This is a genomic window from Lewinella sp. LCG006 (assembly GCF_040784935.1).
GTDB lineage: Bacteria > Bacteroidota > Bacteroidia > Chitinophagales > Saprospiraceae > Lewinella.
This window is the reverse complement of record NZ_CP160680.1, coordinates 4,042,602-4,062,371: the sequence shown is the minus strand read 5'-3', so window position 1 is coordinate 4,062,371 and position 19,770 is coordinate 4,042,602. Positions and strand designations below refer to the sequence as shown.

The following is a 19,770-nucleotide window of genomic DNA, read 5'->3' as shown; positions in this document are numbered from 1 at the left end:
TCATGCTAGCTACTTCCGTAAACTTTCAACAACAGATTTTATCAGGAATTCCTGCTGAATTGCCCGCACCTAAGCCTTACCCGGCAAATGCCAATCGAGCCCCAAAGCGTAAGGATATCCTAAGTGCAGAAGAGAAAAAACTCGCTATTCGTAATGCCCTGCGTTACTTTCCCGTAGACTGGCACGCTACCTTGGCACCTGAGTTTGCAGAAGAATTGAAAGAATATGGCCGTATTTACATGTACCGCTTCCGTCCGGATTACAAAATGTATGCCCGCCCGATAGCCGAATACCCCGCAAAATCTCAGCAAGCTGCAGCAATCATGCTGATGATCCAAAACAATCTGGATCCCGCCGTGGCGCAGCACCCCAATGAGTTGATCACCTACGGCGGCAACGGTGCTGTCTTCCAAAACTGGGCCCAGTACCTGCTCACCATGCAGTACCTCGCTCAAATGACGGACGACCAAACCCTGCACATGTACTCGGGCCACCCCATGGGTCTCTTCCCTTCTCATCCAGAAGCTCCCCGTGTAGTGGTCACCAACGGCATGATGATTCCCAACTATTCTAAACCCGATGATTGGGAACGTTACAATGCACTGGGTGTCACCCAGTACGGACAGATGACCGCTGGCTCTTACATGTACATCGGCCCACAGGGAATTGTACACGGTACGACCATCACGGTGATGAATGCTTTTAGAAAAACCCTTCCCGCAGGAGCCACTCCGCATGGCCACATTTTCCTGACGGCTGGCCTCGGAGGCATGAGTGGCGCTCAACCTAAGGCGGGTAACATCGTGGGCTGCATCACCATCTGCGCAGAAGTCAACCCCAAAGCCGCTACCAAGCGCCATGAGCAAGGTTGGGTAGATGTGTTGATTGATGACATAGACGAACTGGTGCGGCAAGTAAAAACCGCTCAAGCTGAAAAAGCAACGGTTTCCTTTGCCTACATTGGCAATGTGGTTGAGGTTTGGGAACGGTTCTACACGGAGAACATCCATATCCAGCTAGGCTCTGATCAGACTTCGCTGCACAACCCCTGGTCGGGAGGATACTACCCCTTGGGTTACAGCTTTGAAGAAGCCAACGAGCTGATGCGCAACGACCCCGAAGCTTTTGAAGTAGCCGTTAAAGAAACCCTGCGGCGGCATGCCACAGCCGTCAATCAACATACTGCCCGGGGAACTTACTTTTTTGATTATGGCAATGCCTTCCTGCTTGAGGCTTCCCGTGCTGGTGCCGAGGTAATGGCTGAAAACGGAATCGACTTCAAGTACCCTTCCTACGTTCAGGACATTTTGGGCCCCATGTGTTTTGATTACGGATTCGGGCCTTTCCGTTGGGTCTGTGCATCCGGTAATGCAAAAGACCTCGACCTTACGGATGCCATCGCTGCAAGGGTGCTGGAAGAAATAAAAACGACTGCTCCCGCAGAAATTCAACAGCAGTTGGCAGATAATATCCACTGGATAAAAAATGCCAAAACCAATAAGTTGGTGGTAGGCTCTCAGGCCCGGATTCTTTACGCTGATGCGGAAGGGAGAGCCAAGATAGCGTTGGCCTTCAACGAGGCGATCGCCAATGGTGAGCTTAGCGGCCCCGTGGTGCTGGGACGTGACCACCACGATGTGAGCGGCACTGACTCCCCTTATCGGGAAACCAGTAACATCTACGACGGCAGTAAATTCACCGCCGACATGGCCATTCACAACGTCATTGGTGACAGCTTCCGGGGTGCCACCTGGGTATCCATTCACAATGGTGGTGGCGTAGGTTGGGGCGAGGTGATCAATGGGGGTTTCGGGATGCTACTGGATGGTTCCGATGCAGCCGCCGTGCGCTTACAGCGGATGCTGTTTTTTGATGTAAACAACGGCATCGCTCGTCGAAGCTGGGCTAGAAACGAAGGTTCCATCCAAGCGATCCAGCGAGAGATGGAAAGGACGCCAGGCCTGAAAGTCACCCTTGCTCAATTGGTAGATGATGAGTTGTTGGAGGGGTTGATGGTTGATGGTTGATGGTTGATGGTTGATGGGCCAACCTTTACACTTACACTTTTCCGTCTTTTACACCTTTTTGGGTGCGGGGTGCGTTTTAAAAATTCCGAATTCCCATCTACCACTTCCGACTTGTGGAGCAAGGCGACCTAATCGTATGATCGCACTGGTACGATTGGGGCAGCGAGAGCACAAGATCAGAAAAGGAGCATCTTGGCCTCGAGAAGTCATAAAACGGTAGAACAATTTTTTCAGAATTAATACGACCTTAGAGGAGCCCGCTGGCTAGTCGGACAGGGTCGAATATCAATCACAATTTACATTATGCCTACGTTAATCGGCCCTTTTCGTCAGCTTTTACCTTTGGATAACCTTCCTGAAAGGGGAGCGATTCGTGATGACCAGATGGAGGTAATTGCAGAAGGAGGCGTGCTGGTCGCAGATGGAAAAGTATTGGCAACAGGCACTTTTGCCCAATTGCGACTGGACCATCCGGATGCCATTGTAGACGAGATCACGGAAGACCTGGTAGCTATGCCCGGCCTGGTGGATGCCCATACCCACATCTGTTACGGAGGGAGTAGGGCCATGGACTTTGCCGCACGAAATGCCGGCGTTTCGTATCTGGAGATAGCCAAAGCTGGCGGCGGTATATGGAGCACGGTACAGCATACACGCGCCGCCAGCAAGGAACAACTCACCAACTTGACCCTGGAACGCCTGGATTACCTCTTGCAACAGGGTATCACTACCGTAGAGGTAAAGAGTGGCTATGGCCTTTCAGTCAAAGAAGAGTTGAAACAACTACGCGCCATTCAGGACGCTGGACAAGTCCACCAAGCCGACGTGATCGCTACCTGCTTGGCCGCACACATGCTGCCTCGGGATTTTGATGGCACAGCCGATGAATATTTGCAGACCATTCTCCGCGATCTTGTGCCCCTTATCAAGGCAGAAGGTTTGGCGAAGCGATTTGACATTTTTATTGAGCAAAGTGCTTTTACGACCTCCCAAGCCTTGGGCTACCTACGCGCACTAAAAGCCGAAGGTTTTGCAATCACCGTACATGGTGACCAGTTTACAACCGGTGGTTCGGAAGTAGCGGTAGCCGTAGAAGCGCTCAGTGTGGACCACTTGGAGGTATCAGACGCCACCGAAATAGAGCGATTGGCTCAAAGTACGACCATTCCCGTGGTGTTGCCAGGAGCAACCATTGGACTGGGTTGTCCCTGGGCTCCAGCCCGACGTTTGCTGGACGCAGGCTGCGCCATGGCCATCGCGAGCGACTGGAACCCGGGAAGCGCTCCACAAGGGAACTTGCTAGTACAAGCCTCGATACTAGCCGCTTTTGAGAAATTGAGCACCGCCGAGGTCTTTGCTGGCATTACCCACAGAGCCGCACGCGCACTGGGTCTCACCGATCGGGGTGTATTGGCCCCTACTTACCTGGCCGATATTGTAGCCTTTCCCACCAAGGATCATCGCGAAATTTTATACCAACAAGGGCGGCTAACCGCGAAGCGGGTTTGGAGGAAGGGGGTAAAAGTGTAAGGGTGTAAGGGTGTAAAAGTGTAAGGGTTGTAGGGTTCAGAGACGCGGCGTTGAATTGATTTTGAATGCGCTTAGTTTTGTACCAGATCAAAGGGATTCCCATATCCCCTTTTGGAGAGGCCACATCAACAAGCGCAGGGACCTTGGGATTACTCCATAAAAAAGCCGCCGGATAATGCACTTAGTATTGCGCAGAAAATAAACTGCGATTTTTCTCAGGTTTTCCAAATAGTTAAAACGCTTTAAATGAAGCGCTTATTCAACTATTTGAAAAACAAAATCGCTTTTTATTTTCGTGCTGTTCCTTAGGCACCATCCGGCGGCGGAAAATCTGATAGAAACAGGAAAGAACTCGGTAAGAAACTTTCCTGATCGGTTCTTTATCGCATTGACCGCGTGAGGCCGCGACTAATGCGATAGGTGGCTTTGCCTACCAGCAAACTCAGTACAATTCCCATGGGTAAACCAACGGTGAAACTGCCGATGAGTTGGGCAAAATAAAGTCCTAAAAGAAGCCCTAAGACCATCCACCACGCAAAAACGGATTTGGGGTTACTTAATCGCTGTAGCATGATCGTTATTCAATTAGATTAGAACAGTGTTTGTTCCAAATGTTTTTAAATATTCATGGGTATCATCCAAATAACATTGCAAAATTACAGTTGTTTAATATCAGTTGCAAAATTTTTATTACTTTTTTACTTTAAAGGCTTTCGCTATGAACTCTTTTTGAGGGTACAAAATATGGTGCTTTATGATTGCCCAAGAATGCCTATCTGAAAGTGAATATTTTACCGAATTCCAAGTGGTATTTAGAGAGGTAATCCAAGTTTAATTTTTTTTGAAGTTTTCGCTCCATACCTGCCCTGCCCTGAAAAAATCGCTATCTTGTTACCTGAACTAATCTAAATTTTCACCTTATGAGCTTGAAAGATGATTTGAAGCGCATCTTCTTTGGTGCTAAGGCCATTGCTAAATCAGCAGCTGACAAAGCAGCTGAAGCGGCCAAAGAAGCAGGCGAAGAGTTGTCCGAAAAAGGAAGTGAACTCTACGAGAAAGCTAGCCATAAAGCCAGCGAACTCAGCGAAGAAATCCTGGAGAACACCGCTGAAGCCAGAGCGAAAGCCAAGGAGACCCTTCATGACGTAACCGACCGCGTATGGGAGGAGACCCAACACGCCATGGAAAAAGGTCGTGAATTGAAATCAAAAGCCGAAAACTGGCTTGCTGATAAAGAACCTGAAACAGAAGATGACACCTTGGATTTCAATGCCGAAGCACCCGTTGCTCCGCGAGCAGCGACTGGGCCAATCGACTTTGAAGATGATGTAGCTGACCCGCCCAAAGCCCCCAGTGCGATGGCACAAGCTGGCGACCAGGCCTTAGATGCCGCTGCGAAAGCTGGCGCGAAAGCCTTGGATGCTGCCGGAGAAGCAGGCAAAAAGGTAATGGACCTGTCGGAAGATGTCGGAGAAAAAGTATTGGAGGTGGGCAGTAAAATTTTTGGTAAAGCCAAAGAGCTGGGAGGAGATTTGGCCAACAAAGCCGCCGACATGGTAGAGCGCGCCCAGGATGCTGCTGACCGGGAAAGCCTGCAAGATGCTCAGCAGAGAGCCGAAGAGCTAGCTCGGCAGGCACAGGAACGTGCAGACAATGCCGTAAAAAACACTAAAGAGACTTTACTTGATGGCAAGGATGACTTCTTTGCCCGCGCAGAACGTTTTGCGCAAGGAGATTACCACAATAAAGGTGGTAAAGACATCACCATCGGCACCAACCCCGATCACGAAGCCAGCAAGCGCAGTGGCAAAGCCGCTGGCTTTGACGATATAGATGGTGATGGTGATGAAATCATCGATGATGCCATTATCGACGAAGATTAGTAGCAGTAAAAAAAGAACCCAGATCAACTGCCTAAGCACTGATCTGGGTTTAAAAAAGGTCATGTTCACTTGGTGTTGTTTACGTGGCTAGCGCTTTAAAGGTTACAATGTGACTAATATTTTCCTACACCACCAACGGTTTCTCACATCAACTCGCCTGAGCATTAGCGATCCGTCCGGAACCTGGTCTTTAATTCTTTTACCACTCGGCGGTAACGGCGTACCGTTTTTCGATCGATGTCTGGTCCGAGAGGTACGTAGCGATTTCCGACTACGCGTAAACCTGCGTAATCTCCTGGACGAATCACGAAGCGGCGATTGAGTTGCTTCTGCGTAGGTGCTGTTGCTACTGGCGAAGGTGTAGCTGTATTTTCCTTTTCTCCCGTCTCACGATTTTGCTGAAACTGACGCCTTAGGGCCAATAAGCTTTTATTCCGTACCACTCCGCCTTCACCACCACTGCCTCCTTCGGGCGAAGTGGCGGTTTTAGCGCTACCATTTTTCTTACCAGATGACGGACTATCATCAGCAAAACTTACGGTTACATCGCTGCCTACTGGTCCACCAGCGAAGGTGAAATTGGCACTCACAAAATCACCGCCATCATTGGCCAAAGATTGATCAATTACCGGGGATGCTAACTCACCAATTTCTTCAGCATCCTGCACCTTTAGCAGTGTATTTTTGAGCGTTTTCTGATGATACAAACGGCCTTGCGCATACAAGTACGATGACTGGGTAGCTTGTTCTTGGTTGACCATTAACCACATTCCGGTCCTTGCGTCGTAATATCTTCCGTCTAAGTAGTACAAACCAGTTTCTTCTTCGTAAACACGCCCCCGAAAAGCTTGCCATACCGGCAGCTGTTCCATGCCTTCGGCAACCAGGAAATCACCGTAGGGCAGATAAGTTTGCTGAGCAATAAGCTGACCGTCGTTGTTGCTCACCTGCACAACATCGCCTTGAGGGTTATGGTGGTAATAGAACAACTCCAACTCTGGTGTACGGAAAGGATTGGTATAACCATACCCGGCCTCTACATTATCAGGCGAGGCGGGCTCAGCGTACCACACCGGGTGTCCGGGAGGGCCATTGGGATCGGGTGGACCGGCGGGTGCTGGCCAGCCAGGAGGCGGCAAAATCCGAGGATCATTGTTCTCTGGTTGAGGGAGGATGCTGGCATCTTCACCATTGTCAAGATAATAAAATGGCAGAGAAGGATGCCCAGGAGGCAAGCCCAGATCTTCCGTAAAGTTCAACAGCAATTCCCGAAGTCGGCGCAAGCGATCAGCGAGATCAATATTACCGGCAGTAATTTGCTGGGCCGGAGGCAAGAGGTCGCTGGCGAAGTACCCCGTGCCTTTTTTGGTCAGCACTCGCAGGTCTTCCAGGTAGTAATGCTTCACAAAGCTATCGGCGGTAATCTCCAACAATGGGCTTACGTAAAGGGTGTAATTATTGGCAGCGTGATTGATCCCCCCCAGCGGTGTTGCATTGAGGAAGACACCTGCTCCTGGTCCGTGGCTCTTAATCGCCCGACTCCCATCCGCAGCGTAGGCATAACGACTGATGTAACCATCCTGAGCAAAAGCGGTAAGGCGTCCTTCTTCATCGTATTGCGTCAATTGAAACGACTCTTCCTGGTTGGCTTCTTGCAGGTGACCATCAGGGCTGGCTACTCGGGCCCAGGGGCCCAGCTGGGTGGCAAAATGGGGGCGATCGCTTTCGTAGGCATACAACTGATCCGACACCACGGTATCTGCGGGTGATGAGCGAGCATCCAGCACTTCCAGCGTGTGTAGCAGCGGATTATCCAGTTCATCGTAAGCCCATTGCTGGTTAAAGCTGGTCGTTCCCGCTGGAGACTCCCAGCTTCCAGTAGCGCTTTCCAGGCGCGAGGCGGTGTCGTAGGCGTATTGGTGCTGCTGGCGCCGGGCGCCGGTGTTTTCGTTGGGTGCGGTGTTGTCCAGCAGTGTCTTCAAGTTTCCTAAAGGGTCGTAGGTATATTGCTCGTCCATGCTCAGTGCACTTCCGGGCAGGCGGCTCTTAAAGGAGTTGATCAAGCCCGTGGGAGCATCCTTGCCCATTGTCAGCTCTACCTCATTAGCATAAGCCAACAACAAGCGATCCCCAAATTTGTCGTAACGGCAGTCGGTGACATACTCATAGAGCCGCCCCTCTTTCTCGCCACGGAGGCTACGTACATTGCCACTGCGATCAAAGGTATAAGTGATCATTTCTCCGTCGGGGTAATAAGCTTGCTTGAGGCGACCCCAAGCGTCGTACTCATACTCGCTCACGAAGGTCGGTTGCTGCACTTCATTCACGATCATGGTACGCACCACTTTGCGAATTGCTCCTACCTGGTTGTACCACACCTCTTGGGCTCCACTAGCATCTTCGACCAAATAAACGCGGCCATTGCGGTAATCCGTCGCAGAAGTGTCGCCCCAAGTATATCGCACTTGGTTTTGAGGATTAAAAGGATAATCAATACGCAACAGGCGGTCGTAATCGTAATAATAGCGAATGGCCGCATCCTCAATTTCCCGCGCGTTGATGGCTGGCGTTGTCTTGGTCAGTAAATTCCCAGCAGCATCATAAGTGTAGGCATAATCTCCCGCGTCGGGGTGTTGCAAGTCAGTAAGTCTGCCCAGTAGATCATATTCATAAGTGGTACTATTCCCGGCAGCATCTACTACGGTACTACGCTCACCCGTAGCGCGGTAGGTGTAGCTGGTCCACACTGGCCCGTTGGGACCGGGTTGCGCTTCGGCCAGGAGTCGATTGCGGCTATCCTCCAGGAGAAGGTACGTTCCGCCCAGCGGGTCGATCATGCTCGTTTGTTGGCAACTAACGCCGCTGGGGGTGGTGCCAAAACCATAACTCATGGTGTACTCATTCCCCGCAGGGTCAATGACCTTCACCGGGCGATCCAGCTCATCATAAACAACCTGCTGAGGGGCAACTCCATCGGGAACACTTTGATACGCTCCTCCCATGCCTGCAGCTATGGTCTTGGGGTAATAATTTTCAAAAACCCGCCCGAAAGGATCAATATTGGGTTTACCCGAAACCAACCACTGCACCATAGCAGCCTGATCTGCCGCCGAGGTAACTTCTGCGGTTTGTTGTTCTTGACGAAGCAAACCATCACTGTCCGCAAAAGCATATATGGTGTAAGCTTCCTGGAACTCAGGGTCCCAACGATCTTCCTGTAAGCGAGCCGAACCATTGCTTGATTGGTAAACATAACGAACGGAATAAGGCGCACCAGCATCCCGATCTACCGGATTCAGGACTTCTTGCGGACGGCCAAAATCATCCAGCGTTGTGGTTGTCAGCTCCCCAAATTGGTCGATCAATGACAGCTCACGACCGTAACGATAGTCATAGGTACGTTCCCAGCGTTGGCCGTAGCTATTGGTTTCCGACAAGGGATAAGTCGCCACTTCGGTATCGTAGGTGTACTCCAATGCCATTCGTTGTCCGGCTTCATTGGCAGGACGGACAATTCTCAGGGTATTTGCGTACTGATCGTAAGTGTAATCATACACCGCAAAACTCCCATCACCAATGGCGTGACGCACCTGAGCAATAGCGCCATTGCTCACCGAGGAGGTGCGCTGCCGTACTATGCCCGAGGCATCTTTAATTGTGATGGAATCGCGCATGCCCATTTGGTAGGTATCCAACAGGTAGTGGTAGCTCAACTGTAGCTCGTAAAACTCCTCAGGATGCCCCGCACCCAGATCGGTGAGGCGTGTCAGGTTACCATAATCATCGTAAGCAAAAGTTCGGTTGCTGCTAAGGCCGATGGTACCACCATCATCATAAAAATTTACTGTTTGCTGTACCAAAGCCGGAAAGACCCGAAGACCGCTTGCCAAAAGCTGGGTTGGCAGGTACTCCAAATTGTTTTCCGGATTGCGCAAGGAATAGGTGTAATTGTTTTGGCGAAGCCTATTGCCCTCGCTGTCCGTCCAGGTTTCGGAAAGCAGGAGCCCCTGTTCGTAATAATTTTCGTTGGCAAATTGCTGAGCATACGTACGGTAAGGAGCATCATTGTTTTCGGTATCGTGCTGGGTTTCCGATACCGTCGCAAAACCTAGAAAAGCGCGTTCGTGCCGATGGTGGTAACCACCTTCGTAAGCCATGGTGGTGAGCCCTTTGGCAGGAATTTCATCCGCCATCAAGGTGGTGGTCGCCACGCGTTCCAGTGCCCAGATGGTATACGGTTGATCGTAAGTGCCACCAAGCGGTCTATAATCCAGGCTAATATTTCCCCCCAAGGGGCCATTGATCGTTTTCAATAGATTGGTACGACCAATATTCGACCTCTGCACCTGTAATTCACCATCAGAAGTAGAACGCAGCAGATCTGGGAATCCATCCCCATTTACATCGTCTAGCTGTTGTAATTGTCGGCTTACGCCCCGACCAATGGAAGTACTGGGATTGATACATATCTTGACCACAAAGATGGGAATACAGACAGTAAACGCCGCATTGAGCGACTCGCCCGTGGCAGAGCCTTCATCCACCTGATCGAGTCCTGACCAGTTGATAGCGGCAGCAAAACCAGTGCCCGTATTGAGGCGAACCGTCGTTTGATCACCAATGAAGACAATATCAGGCAGACCATCGCCATTGACGTCTTCCAAGGTTTCTGTGGTAAAATTATCGGTGCGGGTGAGGCTGATCCCAGCGGCGATACTGCCATTGAATAAATTGACCCCCAGGCCGCCGCCGCCATCAAAACTTTTGCCTCTTTGCACCTCCTGAAAGCCCCAGTTTTCAAAAGGCCCGAAAGAATAACCAAAATTCAGCGCGGCGGTACCATTCGCCAGGACTTTATCTACCAGCCCGTCACCATTGATGTCGGTCCAGGAATGTTCGGCGTAGTCATTGTCTTCGCTAAAGTTACCACTGATTCCGATGGCTTCTCCGGCGGTGTTGCCCGCATTTTTGGAGCTTTTGCCCAGCTTACTGCCCCTTGATTTGGCCTTGCCGGAACGTTTGTTGCTGGCACCGCCCTTGGGCTCGCCGGAATTACTGGGCCGTGACGAAACGAAAGATCCTCCCAGCGTAAATCCGGTGGCCTCACTTTTAGCGGCATGGTGCCCTGGTAGGGGATGCACAATAGCCACAGGGTCATATCCGCCACGCATTCCCGTATACTGAATTGCCGATCCTGCTACAATATCAGGGTAGCGATCACCATTGAAGTCCATCACATCTCTGGTTACTTCGGTGTCTACCCAGGTTTGGCTGGCGGTGCCTGTTACTACCGAAAAGCCCAGGCCTCCTGCGATGCTGTATTCATTGGTCTTGGTGGTTCTATTGGGAGCACTCAAGCCTTCGCCAGAAGCAGCTGGAGGCTGGGGAAGAATATTATCTTCTCCCAAACGAGAGCTGCTCACGACGGTAGCACTCACGTAAGTAAAGGCATCATAACCAAGGTAACACTGCGTCTTGGCATCCGGTAACATGGTTAGAAAAGGAGCTGTGGCAGGATCAAACAAGCCATCCAGCTCATCGGGGTTGTCGGAAATTTCACCGGGATCTTCCACATCGTCGTTGTTAATCACCAACTCCGACTGGTTGATAGGGAGCGAGGCACGAGCGCGATTACCGTTGTATTCAAACTGCCCCCACTGGCGGTACATGGGGCCAAAAACGAGCAGGTCGGGATCAATTGGTGAATGATAGGCAATGTTGCGCGTAAGCGTAGTGGAATCCGTACTGGTTAGCGCTGTGATTTCCAAGCCGGAATCGTCCACCAAGCTGGCATCTTCACGATTAGGAAAATGATACTCATAATAGAAGGTCGCTCCCGCAGGAAGGCTAAACACGAGTGGCTCAGCTGCTGCCTGGTCATTGGCCGGAAAGTGAGTTTTATACAAAATGCCTGCTCCTTTTACCGAAAGGGTAACCTCTTGATTGGTAACATTACCAGGCGTATTGAAATCAATGGCGGGTAGCAGCCTAAAGGTCGTACTATCAGTGGTAACATCGGGCACTGGCAATTGCCAGGTATCATTGAACATCGTTAAATCCAGCGTTGGGCAATAGCTAAACAAAGGCTGTCCATCGGCATCCGTCACCGCAGCATCTGGTGAGCTGAGGTAGAAAAGATTGGGTAGCCAATCAATGGCCTGCCAATCAATTTGGGTATCTGTTTTCACGCGAAAAAGCAGGGCATCGTCTTCCTCTACTTCCACTTGCAAATCCAGGGGAAGGGCAACAAGGCTGTCTGCGGGAAAAGTGTCCTGCCAGACCGGAATCAGGAAAGGAATATCCAAGACAAACCTTTGCAATAAGATTTGACCGATGACCTCATCACTGGTGGGGGCTTTGTTGAAAATGCCTTCAATCTGCACCTGCCCATTGAGCGGGAGTCCGACTTCTTGTTTTGCGCTAAGCATAAAATCTTCGCTGGCCTGGTAGCGCGCCAGCAGCAAATCATTGGCATCACGGCTATCTACCGTCAAAGTTGCGGGCATCGTAGTGTAGGTGATCGTTGGCGACCAGGCCACCTGATCATTGGCTCCATCCAACACCGACTGCACCCGAAAATAGAAGCGGTCGCCCGCATTGACGGTCAAAGCATCGATACCTGTAGGGTTGACAACAGCATAATCATCAGCCGCAATGGAGGCCGACCATAGTTCGAGATCATTCCACTGAATGGCTACCCTTACCCCGTCATCCGACTGGTAAGACTGCGCCATAGGGTCGGTAGGTTCCAGCAGGTTGACAGGGGCTACAATTTCAATTTCTCCCGCAAAGGGAGCTTCCCACATCCTGACGACATCATGCAGCGGATAGCGATCGATGAGTTCCTCCAACTCGGCGGGATCAATCTCAAAAAGGCTACCATCAAGATCGGCACCACTGTTGATGGGACTCGGCGTATCGGCACTACTGGTCGTAAATGTAGGATCGCCGTTGTCGTCAAGGTGATTGAACCAGACGTTGCCATTGAGCGCAATGTCCAATAAGCCATCGCCATTAAAATCAGAAAAATAGGTATTGTTGGTGGTGGTGGCACTGGTATATTCAAAACCAACGTAAGCAAACGGAGGGTTACCTTCCGCACCATAGGAATTGGAGCTGGTGGATGCGGTACTGAACTGGGTGATGCCGTGGATGGGTCGCTCCTCGCTACTGAATTCGTAGTTGGCCGTACCAGGAAGTGCCAAATTGGAACGGTACCAGAGCGCATTGTTTTTGCGGTAGATTTTATCTAGTAAACCATCACCGTTGATGTCGACCAGCGCAATCAAGCCCTCGTTGCTGCTACTGCCGTAGGCGTAGGTTCCGCCAGCTGTTTTGTCTTTCGAGAACAAGAGGAAATCGTTGGGACCAATGGTTGCAGCCCCGCCAACATTCAAGGTATTCGCCGATGCACCTCCTAAAACGGAAGTTTCTCCATTCATTCCCGGAATTGGGTTGAGGATATTGCCCTTGATGTTATCATCTGGCACCGACCAATTGACCGGAGCGGCAAAAGGCTCGTAGGCATCACCCGAGCGAACATCATCAAAGTAATCAAAAGTGTGGGTAAAGAAATCCTCGCCCGCAGCATTTTCTTCCGTAATGCTTTCCAATAGCGTTTTCTGAAACGCTCCCGTGGTATAGCTCAGGCGATAAGCTCTTACCAACTCGCTTTGGTAGGATATTTCCACTCTTCGTAGGCGATCAGCCAGCACTCTTTTAAAACCCAGTCGGCAATCAATGCTAACATCCGGGCGGGTATCCTCTCCCAGTTCCCGATCGCGGATAAAATCGATGCGAAAGGGGCCTTCGGAATCCTGATAGCCGGTGTAGGTGATATAGTCCGGGTAAAGTTCCTGTCCGTTGGTTCCGCCAGCATTGCCCGCCTGACTGACTTTGGTGTAATGATAGCGAACCGTATTCCCATTGACGTCGACCACTTGGGTGATTGCCCAGTGCGCTATCGCACCGGAGGGGAGCAACAACACGGCATCTGTAACTACACCCTCAGCAGGCGTGCCTCCATAATAAAAGTGGGTACCGTCTTTGTCCGTTACTTCCCACCAATAATTGGTCGTGGCATCGCCGTGGCGAACGATTTGCTCAAAGGTGCTTTCGATGCGGGGATAAAACGATTGCTCGGCAGTGCGGGGGCGTTCTTCTCCCCTATGAGCCATAGGGAAAAGAGCTTGCCCGTCGTAGAGATAGGACTCCGTCTCGATGGCTGCATCATAGCGCGGCACTCCCCAGCGGGTATCAATGCTGATCGCGGGGAGGGACAGATCCCAGCCTAGCCCAAGCCAACCACTTGCATTGTCGCTATCATAGGCCACCTGTAGATCGGGCATGATGCCCTGTCGGCCAGGAGGTAAATTCAAAGGGTAGGCCAAGGCCGCACTACCACGATTGTTGGCCTGCGGAGGTGCGATGAAAGTGATCCCTTCTGTGGGGGTTGGCAATTCCGTTTGGGCCATCAGGTTTATGGAAAAGGTAAGCATGAGCAGACCGCATCCTAGACAAGCTGTTGTCCATCGCCTTACGTTACGGAAAGTCAGTATTTGGGAAAGTGTGCTCATTGTACCATCAGTTTTTGGGTAAAGGTTTCCTGGGAGGTTTCCAGGTGAAGAAAGTAAACACCGGTGGGGAGTGCGGCTTCATTGCCAGCAAAGTAGTCGGCAGCGGGGTAGGTTCGTTGCCATACGACCTGGCCTTGGGCGTTGTTGAGTTGTGCCGTAAGTGGACTGGAGGCAGAGAGGCGAAGTTGCCATTGCCAGCCTGTGGTTTTCCCCATTGGGTTGGGGTAAACGCGCAGTGCTGGAGTGGATATAGTAAGATGATCTGTATTTTTTCTTACGAGACTAAACACATCGCTGCCTGACCCGTCGGTATCCCAAAGCACCCCATTAAAGTGACCAAATCGGCCTACAGACCATTGACCCAAGGGAATAAATTCTGTGGCTGTTGCCAAAAAATCGCCACGCCCGCTGCGATCAATACACAATTGATAATCGGCAGCCAGAAAGCCATCGCCCAGCCAGCGACCAAGGTCAATGGTCAAAGACATTTCCTGGCTACGAACATCGCCCGATAATTGTACCAGCCAGTTGCGCAATAGCTTTTCGCCGTCCGCTAAATTAGGAGCTACTTCCCATTCCAGGGGGGCATCATTGTCCCCGATGATACAGTAGGCTTGATCGGGTAAGCCCGTCGCATCCGATTGTCCATTGTAAGTGCCAGCTTGAGACAAGCTAATGGTCACTAACTCCGGTGCTAAGCTAGTGCTACTATGCACCTGCTTCCATCCACTTTGGAGGTCTGTTCCCAGGCCAAAAATGCGATGATGGAAGGCTTTGTTTTTTTCGGCATTCCAGATGATCTGGCCCTTGCGATTGAGGTAATCTTTGCCCTGCCCTTGCTCTCCCAGGGTGAGGCCATATTTCAATGCAAGGTAGCTCTCCACCTGGCGTTGTTGTTGGGGGGCAAGCACACGAGGGAAAAACAGAAATTCCGCCAAGGCACCTGACCATTCTCCAGCGGGCACGCTTACCGCAGGAGGCAACTGGCCTATTCTCAAGTAAGCAGGAATATTGGTGCTCGCTTTTTGAGCCGATTGCTGATAAGTATGTAGACTTACGAGGGGGGAGCTGTTACTCAAATTAAGGTACTCCAGGCCTTGCAAGTCGGCTATTCTTTTGTTGGTACACAGCAATGGAGCCTGATCTTGTTGCTGCCAACTCCAAAGGACCTTTTCGCTTGTGGGTTGCGTCATTTGGGTAACCATAAAAAGGGTAAATGCCGTCCCTTGATTTGCCGGAATCAGGAGGGGAGCGGGTAAATCCAACTGCTCCCAATCAGGCGTAGGCCAATGATTGAGCAAGTGCTTTTGCTGTAAAGTAAAAACAATGGGTTCCGTAGCAGGTGTAACACGCTCGACCCAATGCCAACCTGACGCTTCCGTAGGTTCGGTTACGCGCCAGAAAGCAGCACCAGGCACTCCAGCGGGCATCAGGGTTTGTGATTGGAGTGCAAATATTAAGCTACAGCTGAAGAGAAAGAAGAAACTTCTCATGCTAGAGGTTTTACCAGGATTAATGAAATGTGAATGCAAAATCCTATTGAAAAGGCACAGGAATTCCGAGCGTCAGCTGATAATAATTGCTGGTGTTCTTATTTTCAATAAAAAGAAAACTATTGGCCTGGGTCTCGACAACATCGGTGAGACCGTGCGTATAACGCCCTTCGAGATAGAAGCCCGAACGGGTAAGTTCTACGCCTATGCCAGCCGTAAGTGCGGTATTGGCTCGCCCTTTCAGTACGGTACGCAAACTTTCTTGCACCTGTAAATCGATAAAAGCATCATCATTCGAGGTGTAACGCAGCGTTTCTCCCGTGAGGTTTACCCCAATTTGGCAACCCATGATCACGTAAGGCATTCCAGGTGGGACATTGATTTTTATCAAAGGTGCCAAGGTCAGATAATCATAATTCATCGCCAGTTCGTACTCCAATCCATTGACATCAGTGTAGTTAAACTTGCCTCCTTGCATGGTATAGCCTATTTCAAAACGGCCTACGACGTACGATTTTGAAGAGTGGCGATAATCAATAAAAAACGCCCCCATGCCTCCCAATCGGGTGTTGTCCTGGGTCTGGTAAGTTTCTACCGGATAAATGGGAGCAATAAGGGTGGTGCGCAAATCAAGCACCGTAGATGAGGTCACGCCAGCTTTGAAGCCCCAAAAGAAGCCTTCCTCAAAGCGGCCACCAGCATCACGCTGGGAGAACAGGAAGGTGGGAAACAATAAGCAACAAAAAAGATAAGGAAGTAATTTCTTGGTCATAGGGATAAAGGATTGTGATGAGCAAGATGAGCTCAAGTGCAATGATCCCTAAATACCCGCAAGAATCGTAACAATAAGGGTAGACAAAAGGTGGACAAAGGTGTTAAAATGCTTAAAAACAAGTAAGTAGCTCAAAAAAGTAGAGCGGACAAAATGTCCGCTCTCCGAAAATTCTCTGTATGAGAAACCCTTTACAAACCTACTTGCATCTTTATACTGCGCTTCCTTGAGGAAGCAGTATGATTTCTTTTCGCCAATAATGAAGCCCTGAGAATTCCGGTGAGACAGTTGCTATTTCCAAAACAAGTTAAGCCCCAAGCAGTTGTAACTGTGGAGCGAAAGTAGCTAACTAAAGTCTGGAAATTTAATACCAGTGTAAACAGCCTGGTATGGATGTGTTAAATCGTTCATGGGATCGTTATTGGGATTAAAACATTGTAGGTTTTTTCATTCCTACCTTACAAATATAGGTAATTATTCATGTATATGCCAATTGAAGTGCTAAAAAAACCTTTTTTAACATATTAATATTTATCAAAATACATATTCGTACTTACACTCGGCTTGTGCCAAATATTTTATTAAACTATCCCTCCTCTTTTTAGTTATACTAGCACAAATGGATTGCCAATAAAAGATGCTGCTTCCTATGCGACCAAAAAGAAAAAGCTGGACCCTATTTATTCCTCGCCCATTAGAAGAAGTTTGGGAGTTTTTCTCCCGCCCGGAGAATCTCAATGAAATGACCCCCGCAAATGTCTCTTTCAACATCCTAAGTCCAATTGCTGGTCAGGAGATGTACCCTGGTATGATTATTCAATACCAGATTAGTCCGTTGTTAAATATTCCGATGAACTGGGTGACCGAAATTACCCAAATCCGTAAGCATGAGTTTTTTATCGATGACCAGCGCGTAGGCCCCTACGCATTGTGGCACCACCAACATCATTTCAAAGCGGTAGAAGGTGGCACCGAGATGACCGATATTCTTCACTACCAAGTTCCCTTTGGCCCCATTGGTAGTATTGCCAACTGGCTATTTGTGGGACGAATGGTGGACGAGATTTTCACTTACCGCGAGGCCGCCGTGAAAAAGCTGTTTCCAATTACATGAGTAATCCCCGACAGTTATTGATCCTTTGGTGTGAGTATTCGTTAATTTGCGTGACTTGTAGCATCTTTGCAGGATAATCACGTTAAGCTATTATGAAATTATCTTCGCTATCTTTTTGGGTACTGCTGACGCTGGTAGTGGCTACGGCTATTTCGCTCTCTTCATGTGATCCCGACCAGGATTTTCTGACCGGAGATGGGGTCAATATTCGTTTTGAATTGGATACGCTGCGTTTTGATACTGTTTTCACGGAACTAGGTTCAGCGACCCGCTTCGTAAAGATTTACAATGAAGATAATCGCCCCGTAAAACTCGATGAAATTTACGTTGAGGGAAATACGGGTGTGAGTTTCGTTTTCAACGCCGATGGAACTCCTGGCCCATTGGTCGAAGATGTGATCATCTGGGACAATGATTCCATCTACGTCTTTGTAGAAGTAACGATTGATCCCGATGCCCCTCTTTCCGTCAGTCCTTTCGTTATAGAAGATCGCCTGGTGGTAAAAACGGGGAGCAAACAACAATCCGTCTTACTGGAAGCCTGGGGGCAAAATGCCAATTATTTCCCCAGCAGATACAACAAAGGCGTCCCGGTAGTGCTCAGTTGTGACAATAGCACCATTACCTGGGACAGTCCCCTACCCTACGTGATTTATGGAGAGATTTTTATTGATGAATGCTTACTCGAAGTAGCTGCTGGCACGCACATCTACGTGCACGGGGGGCTGGCCGAGAATGAGTTGTTGGGCGTATTCAACGACGGCTTCCTCTTCACGCTCCCACAAGGGCAATTGCATTTCGCGGGCACGCGTGAAGCACCGATCACGATTGAGGGCGACCGCCTGGAAGAAGGCTTCTCCGAACAACCCGGCCAATGGCTAGGCATTATAATTGGGCGGGAAAGCCAGGGGAACATCATTGAACATACCACTATCAAGAACAGTATTTTCGGTGTTTATGCCGACTCTGCGGCAGAGGTGAGCCTTACCAATGTAAAAATTCACACAACCGCCAGCAGTGGCATTTTGGGGGTACACAGTGAAATCGTCGCCGACAACTGCCTTTTGTATGACAATGGCGCTAATGCGATCCAATTGACCCACGGTGGCAACTACCAATTTGATTATTGCACCGTTGCCAGTTATGGGGTAGATGCTTCGGCTTTGGCCGTAACTAATTTCCAATGCTACAATGAGGATTGTTCGAGCTTTGATATCAATCCACTGGAAGCGGCGATGACCAACTGTATTTTCTTTGGCTCACGCCGCGATGAAGTAATCATCCAAGATTTCACCGGGCGTTCAGCTCCTGCGACAATGCAATTGGACATGGACCACTGCCTGGTAAAAGTAGATGAACTCCTGACCCGCAATGATGGCCAATACGCCGACTTTTTTGCGACTTACTGCCTGGATTGTGTCAACGGCGACCAGAACGACGCCTTGTTCCTGAATCGCCCAGAGGATGATTATCAACTAGATACGCTATCTATTGCTCAGGGAAGAGGTGCAGTACTGCCAGCCTTCCCACTTGATCTTTTGGGTATCCCCCGCGACGAGATGCCGGATATAGGATGCTTTGAAAGGGTTGAATAAATGCCAAGGGTAGGTATACTTGGTCTAGGTGCAATTGGACACGTTATTGCTGCCCAATTATTCCAAAAGTCAGGAATCCAATTGTGTTTTTTTCAAAAAGAAAAAGCGGCCTTCACCCAACGGATATGCGTTTTCCGCTGAGTGAAGAAGGCTAATTGCCTATACCGCATCATCTATCAATCTACAAGTAACTTTTGGGCAAGCACTTGGCGCTCGCCTTCCCAGCGTAATAAGTAGAGGCCAGAAGGCCACGGGCTACAATCCAAAGTAGTAAGTTCAGAGTTGGTACGTTTTTGAAGGAGCAGCTGTCCAGCAGCGGAATAAACAGAAAGCATCCCCTGTTCCAGCGCAGGGAATTGAATGGTTACCTCCGTTTGCGCAGGATTAGGGTAAAGTTGTAGTTGGTTGTTCGTTTGTTTTAAAGGAGTAGCTAGGTTGGTTACTAAAAGTGTACAGCCATCCATGTTGGATAAGTTTTCCACCTCAAAACAATTATCAAAAAGGTGCTGAAGCACATCAATACGATCACGCAAACCATTGATTTGTTCCAGATGTCCGGCATCGGGCTCGTAGTTGTAGGTAAGCGAAAAAAGGAATTCATTGACGGCTCCGGATTCATAAGTAAACGGCCCGCTTGACATGATGGCCCTGCGATCTCCGGGTACATTATTTTCGCCAATTTCGGTCCACCCAGTTCCCGCGGCAGGATCACCAGAGAAAGCTAAACTAGCAGGATTTCCACTTTCGTAACCGAAACCTTCGTCCAACAGCGGTTGCCCG

The 19,770-nt window shown here is 49.8% G+C and carries 10 protein-coding genes; 5 read left to right on the top strand and 5 right to left on the bottom strand.

Annotated features, from left to right (window positions below):
* Positions 1 to 2: 2 nt before the first annotated feature.
* Positions 3 to 2,027 (top strand): urocanate hydratase, encoded by a 2,025-nt coding sequence (locus tag AB0L18_RS14585; RefSeq protein ID WP_367388038.1) that lies wholly within the window; start codon positions 3 to 5, stop codon positions 2,025 to 2,027.
* 303 nt (positions 2,028 to 2,330) lie between these two features.
* Positions 2,331 to 3,557 (top strand): imidazolonepropionase, encoded by a 1,227-nt coding sequence (gene hutI / locus AB0L18_RS14580; protein WP_367388037.1) that lies wholly within the window; start codon positions 2,331 to 2,333, stop codon positions 3,555 to 3,557.
* A gap of 380 nt (positions 3,558 to 3,937) precedes the next feature.
* Here hutI and AB0L18_RS14575 read toward each other — a convergent pair whose 3' ends face one another.
* Positions 3,938 to 4,129: a hypothetical protein gene (locus AB0L18_RS14575; protein WP_367388036.1), complete on the bottom strand. Its 192-nt coding sequence runs from the start codon at positions 4,127 to 4,129 to the stop codon at positions 3,938 to 3,940.
* A gap of 348 nt (positions 4,130 to 4,477) precedes the next feature.
* Here AB0L18_RS14575 and AB0L18_RS14570 point away from each other — a divergent pair, with 348 nt between their 5' ends.
* On the top strand, positions 4,478 to 5,440 hold the full coding sequence (locus AB0L18_RS14570; RefSeq protein WP_367388035.1) for a hypothetical protein: 963 nt from the start codon (positions 4,478 to 4,480) through the stop codon (positions 5,438 to 5,440).
* Between the two features lie 164 nt (positions 5,441 to 5,604).
* Here AB0L18_RS14570 and AB0L18_RS14565 read toward each other — a convergent pair whose 3' ends face one another.
* From AB0L18_RS14565 to AB0L18_RS14555, 3 genes are read right to left on the bottom strand one after another with little or no spacing between them, the layout of a single operon-like run.
* Entirely contained in the window at positions 5,605 to 14,016 is an 8,412-nt protein-coding gene (locus tag AB0L18_RS14565; RefSeq protein ID WP_367388034.1) for a SpvB/TcaC N-terminal domain-containing protein, read from the bottom strand.
* A complete protein-coding gene (locus tag AB0L18_RS14560; RefSeq protein ID WP_367388033.1) occupies positions 14,013 to 15,509 on the bottom strand; it encodes a T9SS type A sorting domain-containing protein in 1,497 nt (498 codons plus the stop codon). The genes AB0L18_RS14565 and AB0L18_RS14560 overlap by 4 nt, the downstream gene beginning before the upstream one ends.
* 43 nt (positions 15,510 to 15,552) lie before the next feature.
* Positions 15,553 to 16,281, bottom strand: a complete 729-nt coding sequence (locus AB0L18_RS14555; protein WP_367388032.1) for an outer membrane beta-barrel protein — start codon at positions 16,279 to 16,281, stop codon at positions 15,553 to 15,555.
* 649 nt (positions 16,282 to 16,930) lie between these two features.
* On the opposite strand from AB0L18_RS14555, the gene AB0L18_RS14550 reads away from it, so the two are divergent.
* Both AB0L18_RS14550 and AB0L18_RS14545 read left to right on the top strand, forming a co-directional pair.
* Positions 16,931 to 17,395, top strand: coding sequence for an SRPBCC family protein (locus tag AB0L18_RS14550; protein ID WP_367388031.1), 465 nt, complete (start codon positions 16,931 to 16,933; stop codon positions 17,393 to 17,395).
* Positions 17,396 to 17,487: 92 nt separating this feature from the next.
* Complete coding sequence (locus AB0L18_RS14545) at positions 17,488 to 18,990, top strand: right-handed parallel beta-helix repeat-containing protein (RefSeq protein ID WP_367388030.1); 1,503 nt, start codon at positions 17,488 to 17,490, stop codon at positions 18,988 to 18,990.
* A 176-nt stretch (positions 18,991 to 19,166) separates the two neighbouring features.
* Here the strand turns inward: AB0L18_RS14545 and AB0L18_RS14540 are convergent, their stop codons facing one another.
* The gene (locus AB0L18_RS14540) at positions 19,167 to 19,757 is read right to left on the bottom strand and encodes a T9SS type A sorting domain-containing protein (RefSeq protein WP_367388029.1); all 591 of its coding nucleotides are present in this window, start codon (positions 19,755 to 19,757) and stop codon (positions 19,167 to 19,169) included.
* Positions 19,758 to 19,770 lie beyond the last annotated feature (13 nt).

Excerpts from the sequence above, each read along its gene's own strand:
- AB0L18_RS14585 (WP_367388038.1), top strand. The coding sequence starts at position 3 with ATGCTAGCTACTTCCGTAAACTTTCAACAACAGATTTTATCAGGAATT.
- hutI (WP_367388037.1), top strand. The coding sequence starts at position 2,331 with ATGCCTACGTTAATCGGCCCTTTTCGTCAGCTTTTACCTTTGGATAAC.
- AB0L18_RS14575 (WP_367388036.1), bottom strand. The coding sequence starts at position 4,129 with ATGCTACAGCGATTAAGTAACCCCAAATCCGTTTTTGCGTGGTGGATG.
- AB0L18_RS14570 (WP_367388035.1), top strand. The coding sequence starts at position 4,478 with ATGAGCTTGAAAGATGATTTGAAGCGCATCTTCTTTGGTGCTAAGGCC.
- AB0L18_RS14565 (WP_367388034.1), bottom strand. The coding sequence starts at position 14,016 with ATGAGCACACTTTCCCAAATACTGACTTTCCGTAACGTAAGGCGATGG.
- AB0L18_RS14560 (WP_367388033.1), bottom strand. The coding sequence starts at position 15,509 with ATGAGAAGTTTCTTCTTTCTCTTCAGCTGTAGCTTAATATTTGCACTC.
- AB0L18_RS14555 (WP_367388032.1), bottom strand. The coding sequence starts at position 16,281 with ATGACCAAGAAATTACTTCCTTATCTTTTTTGTTGCTTATTGTTTCCC.
- AB0L18_RS14550 (WP_367388031.1), top strand. The coding sequence starts at position 16,931 with ATGCGACCAAAAAGAAAAAGCTGGACCCTATTTATTCCTCGCCCATTA.
- AB0L18_RS14545 (WP_367388030.1), top strand. The coding sequence starts at position 17,488 with ATGAAATTATCTTCGCTATCTTTTTGGGTACTGCTGACGCTGGTAGTG.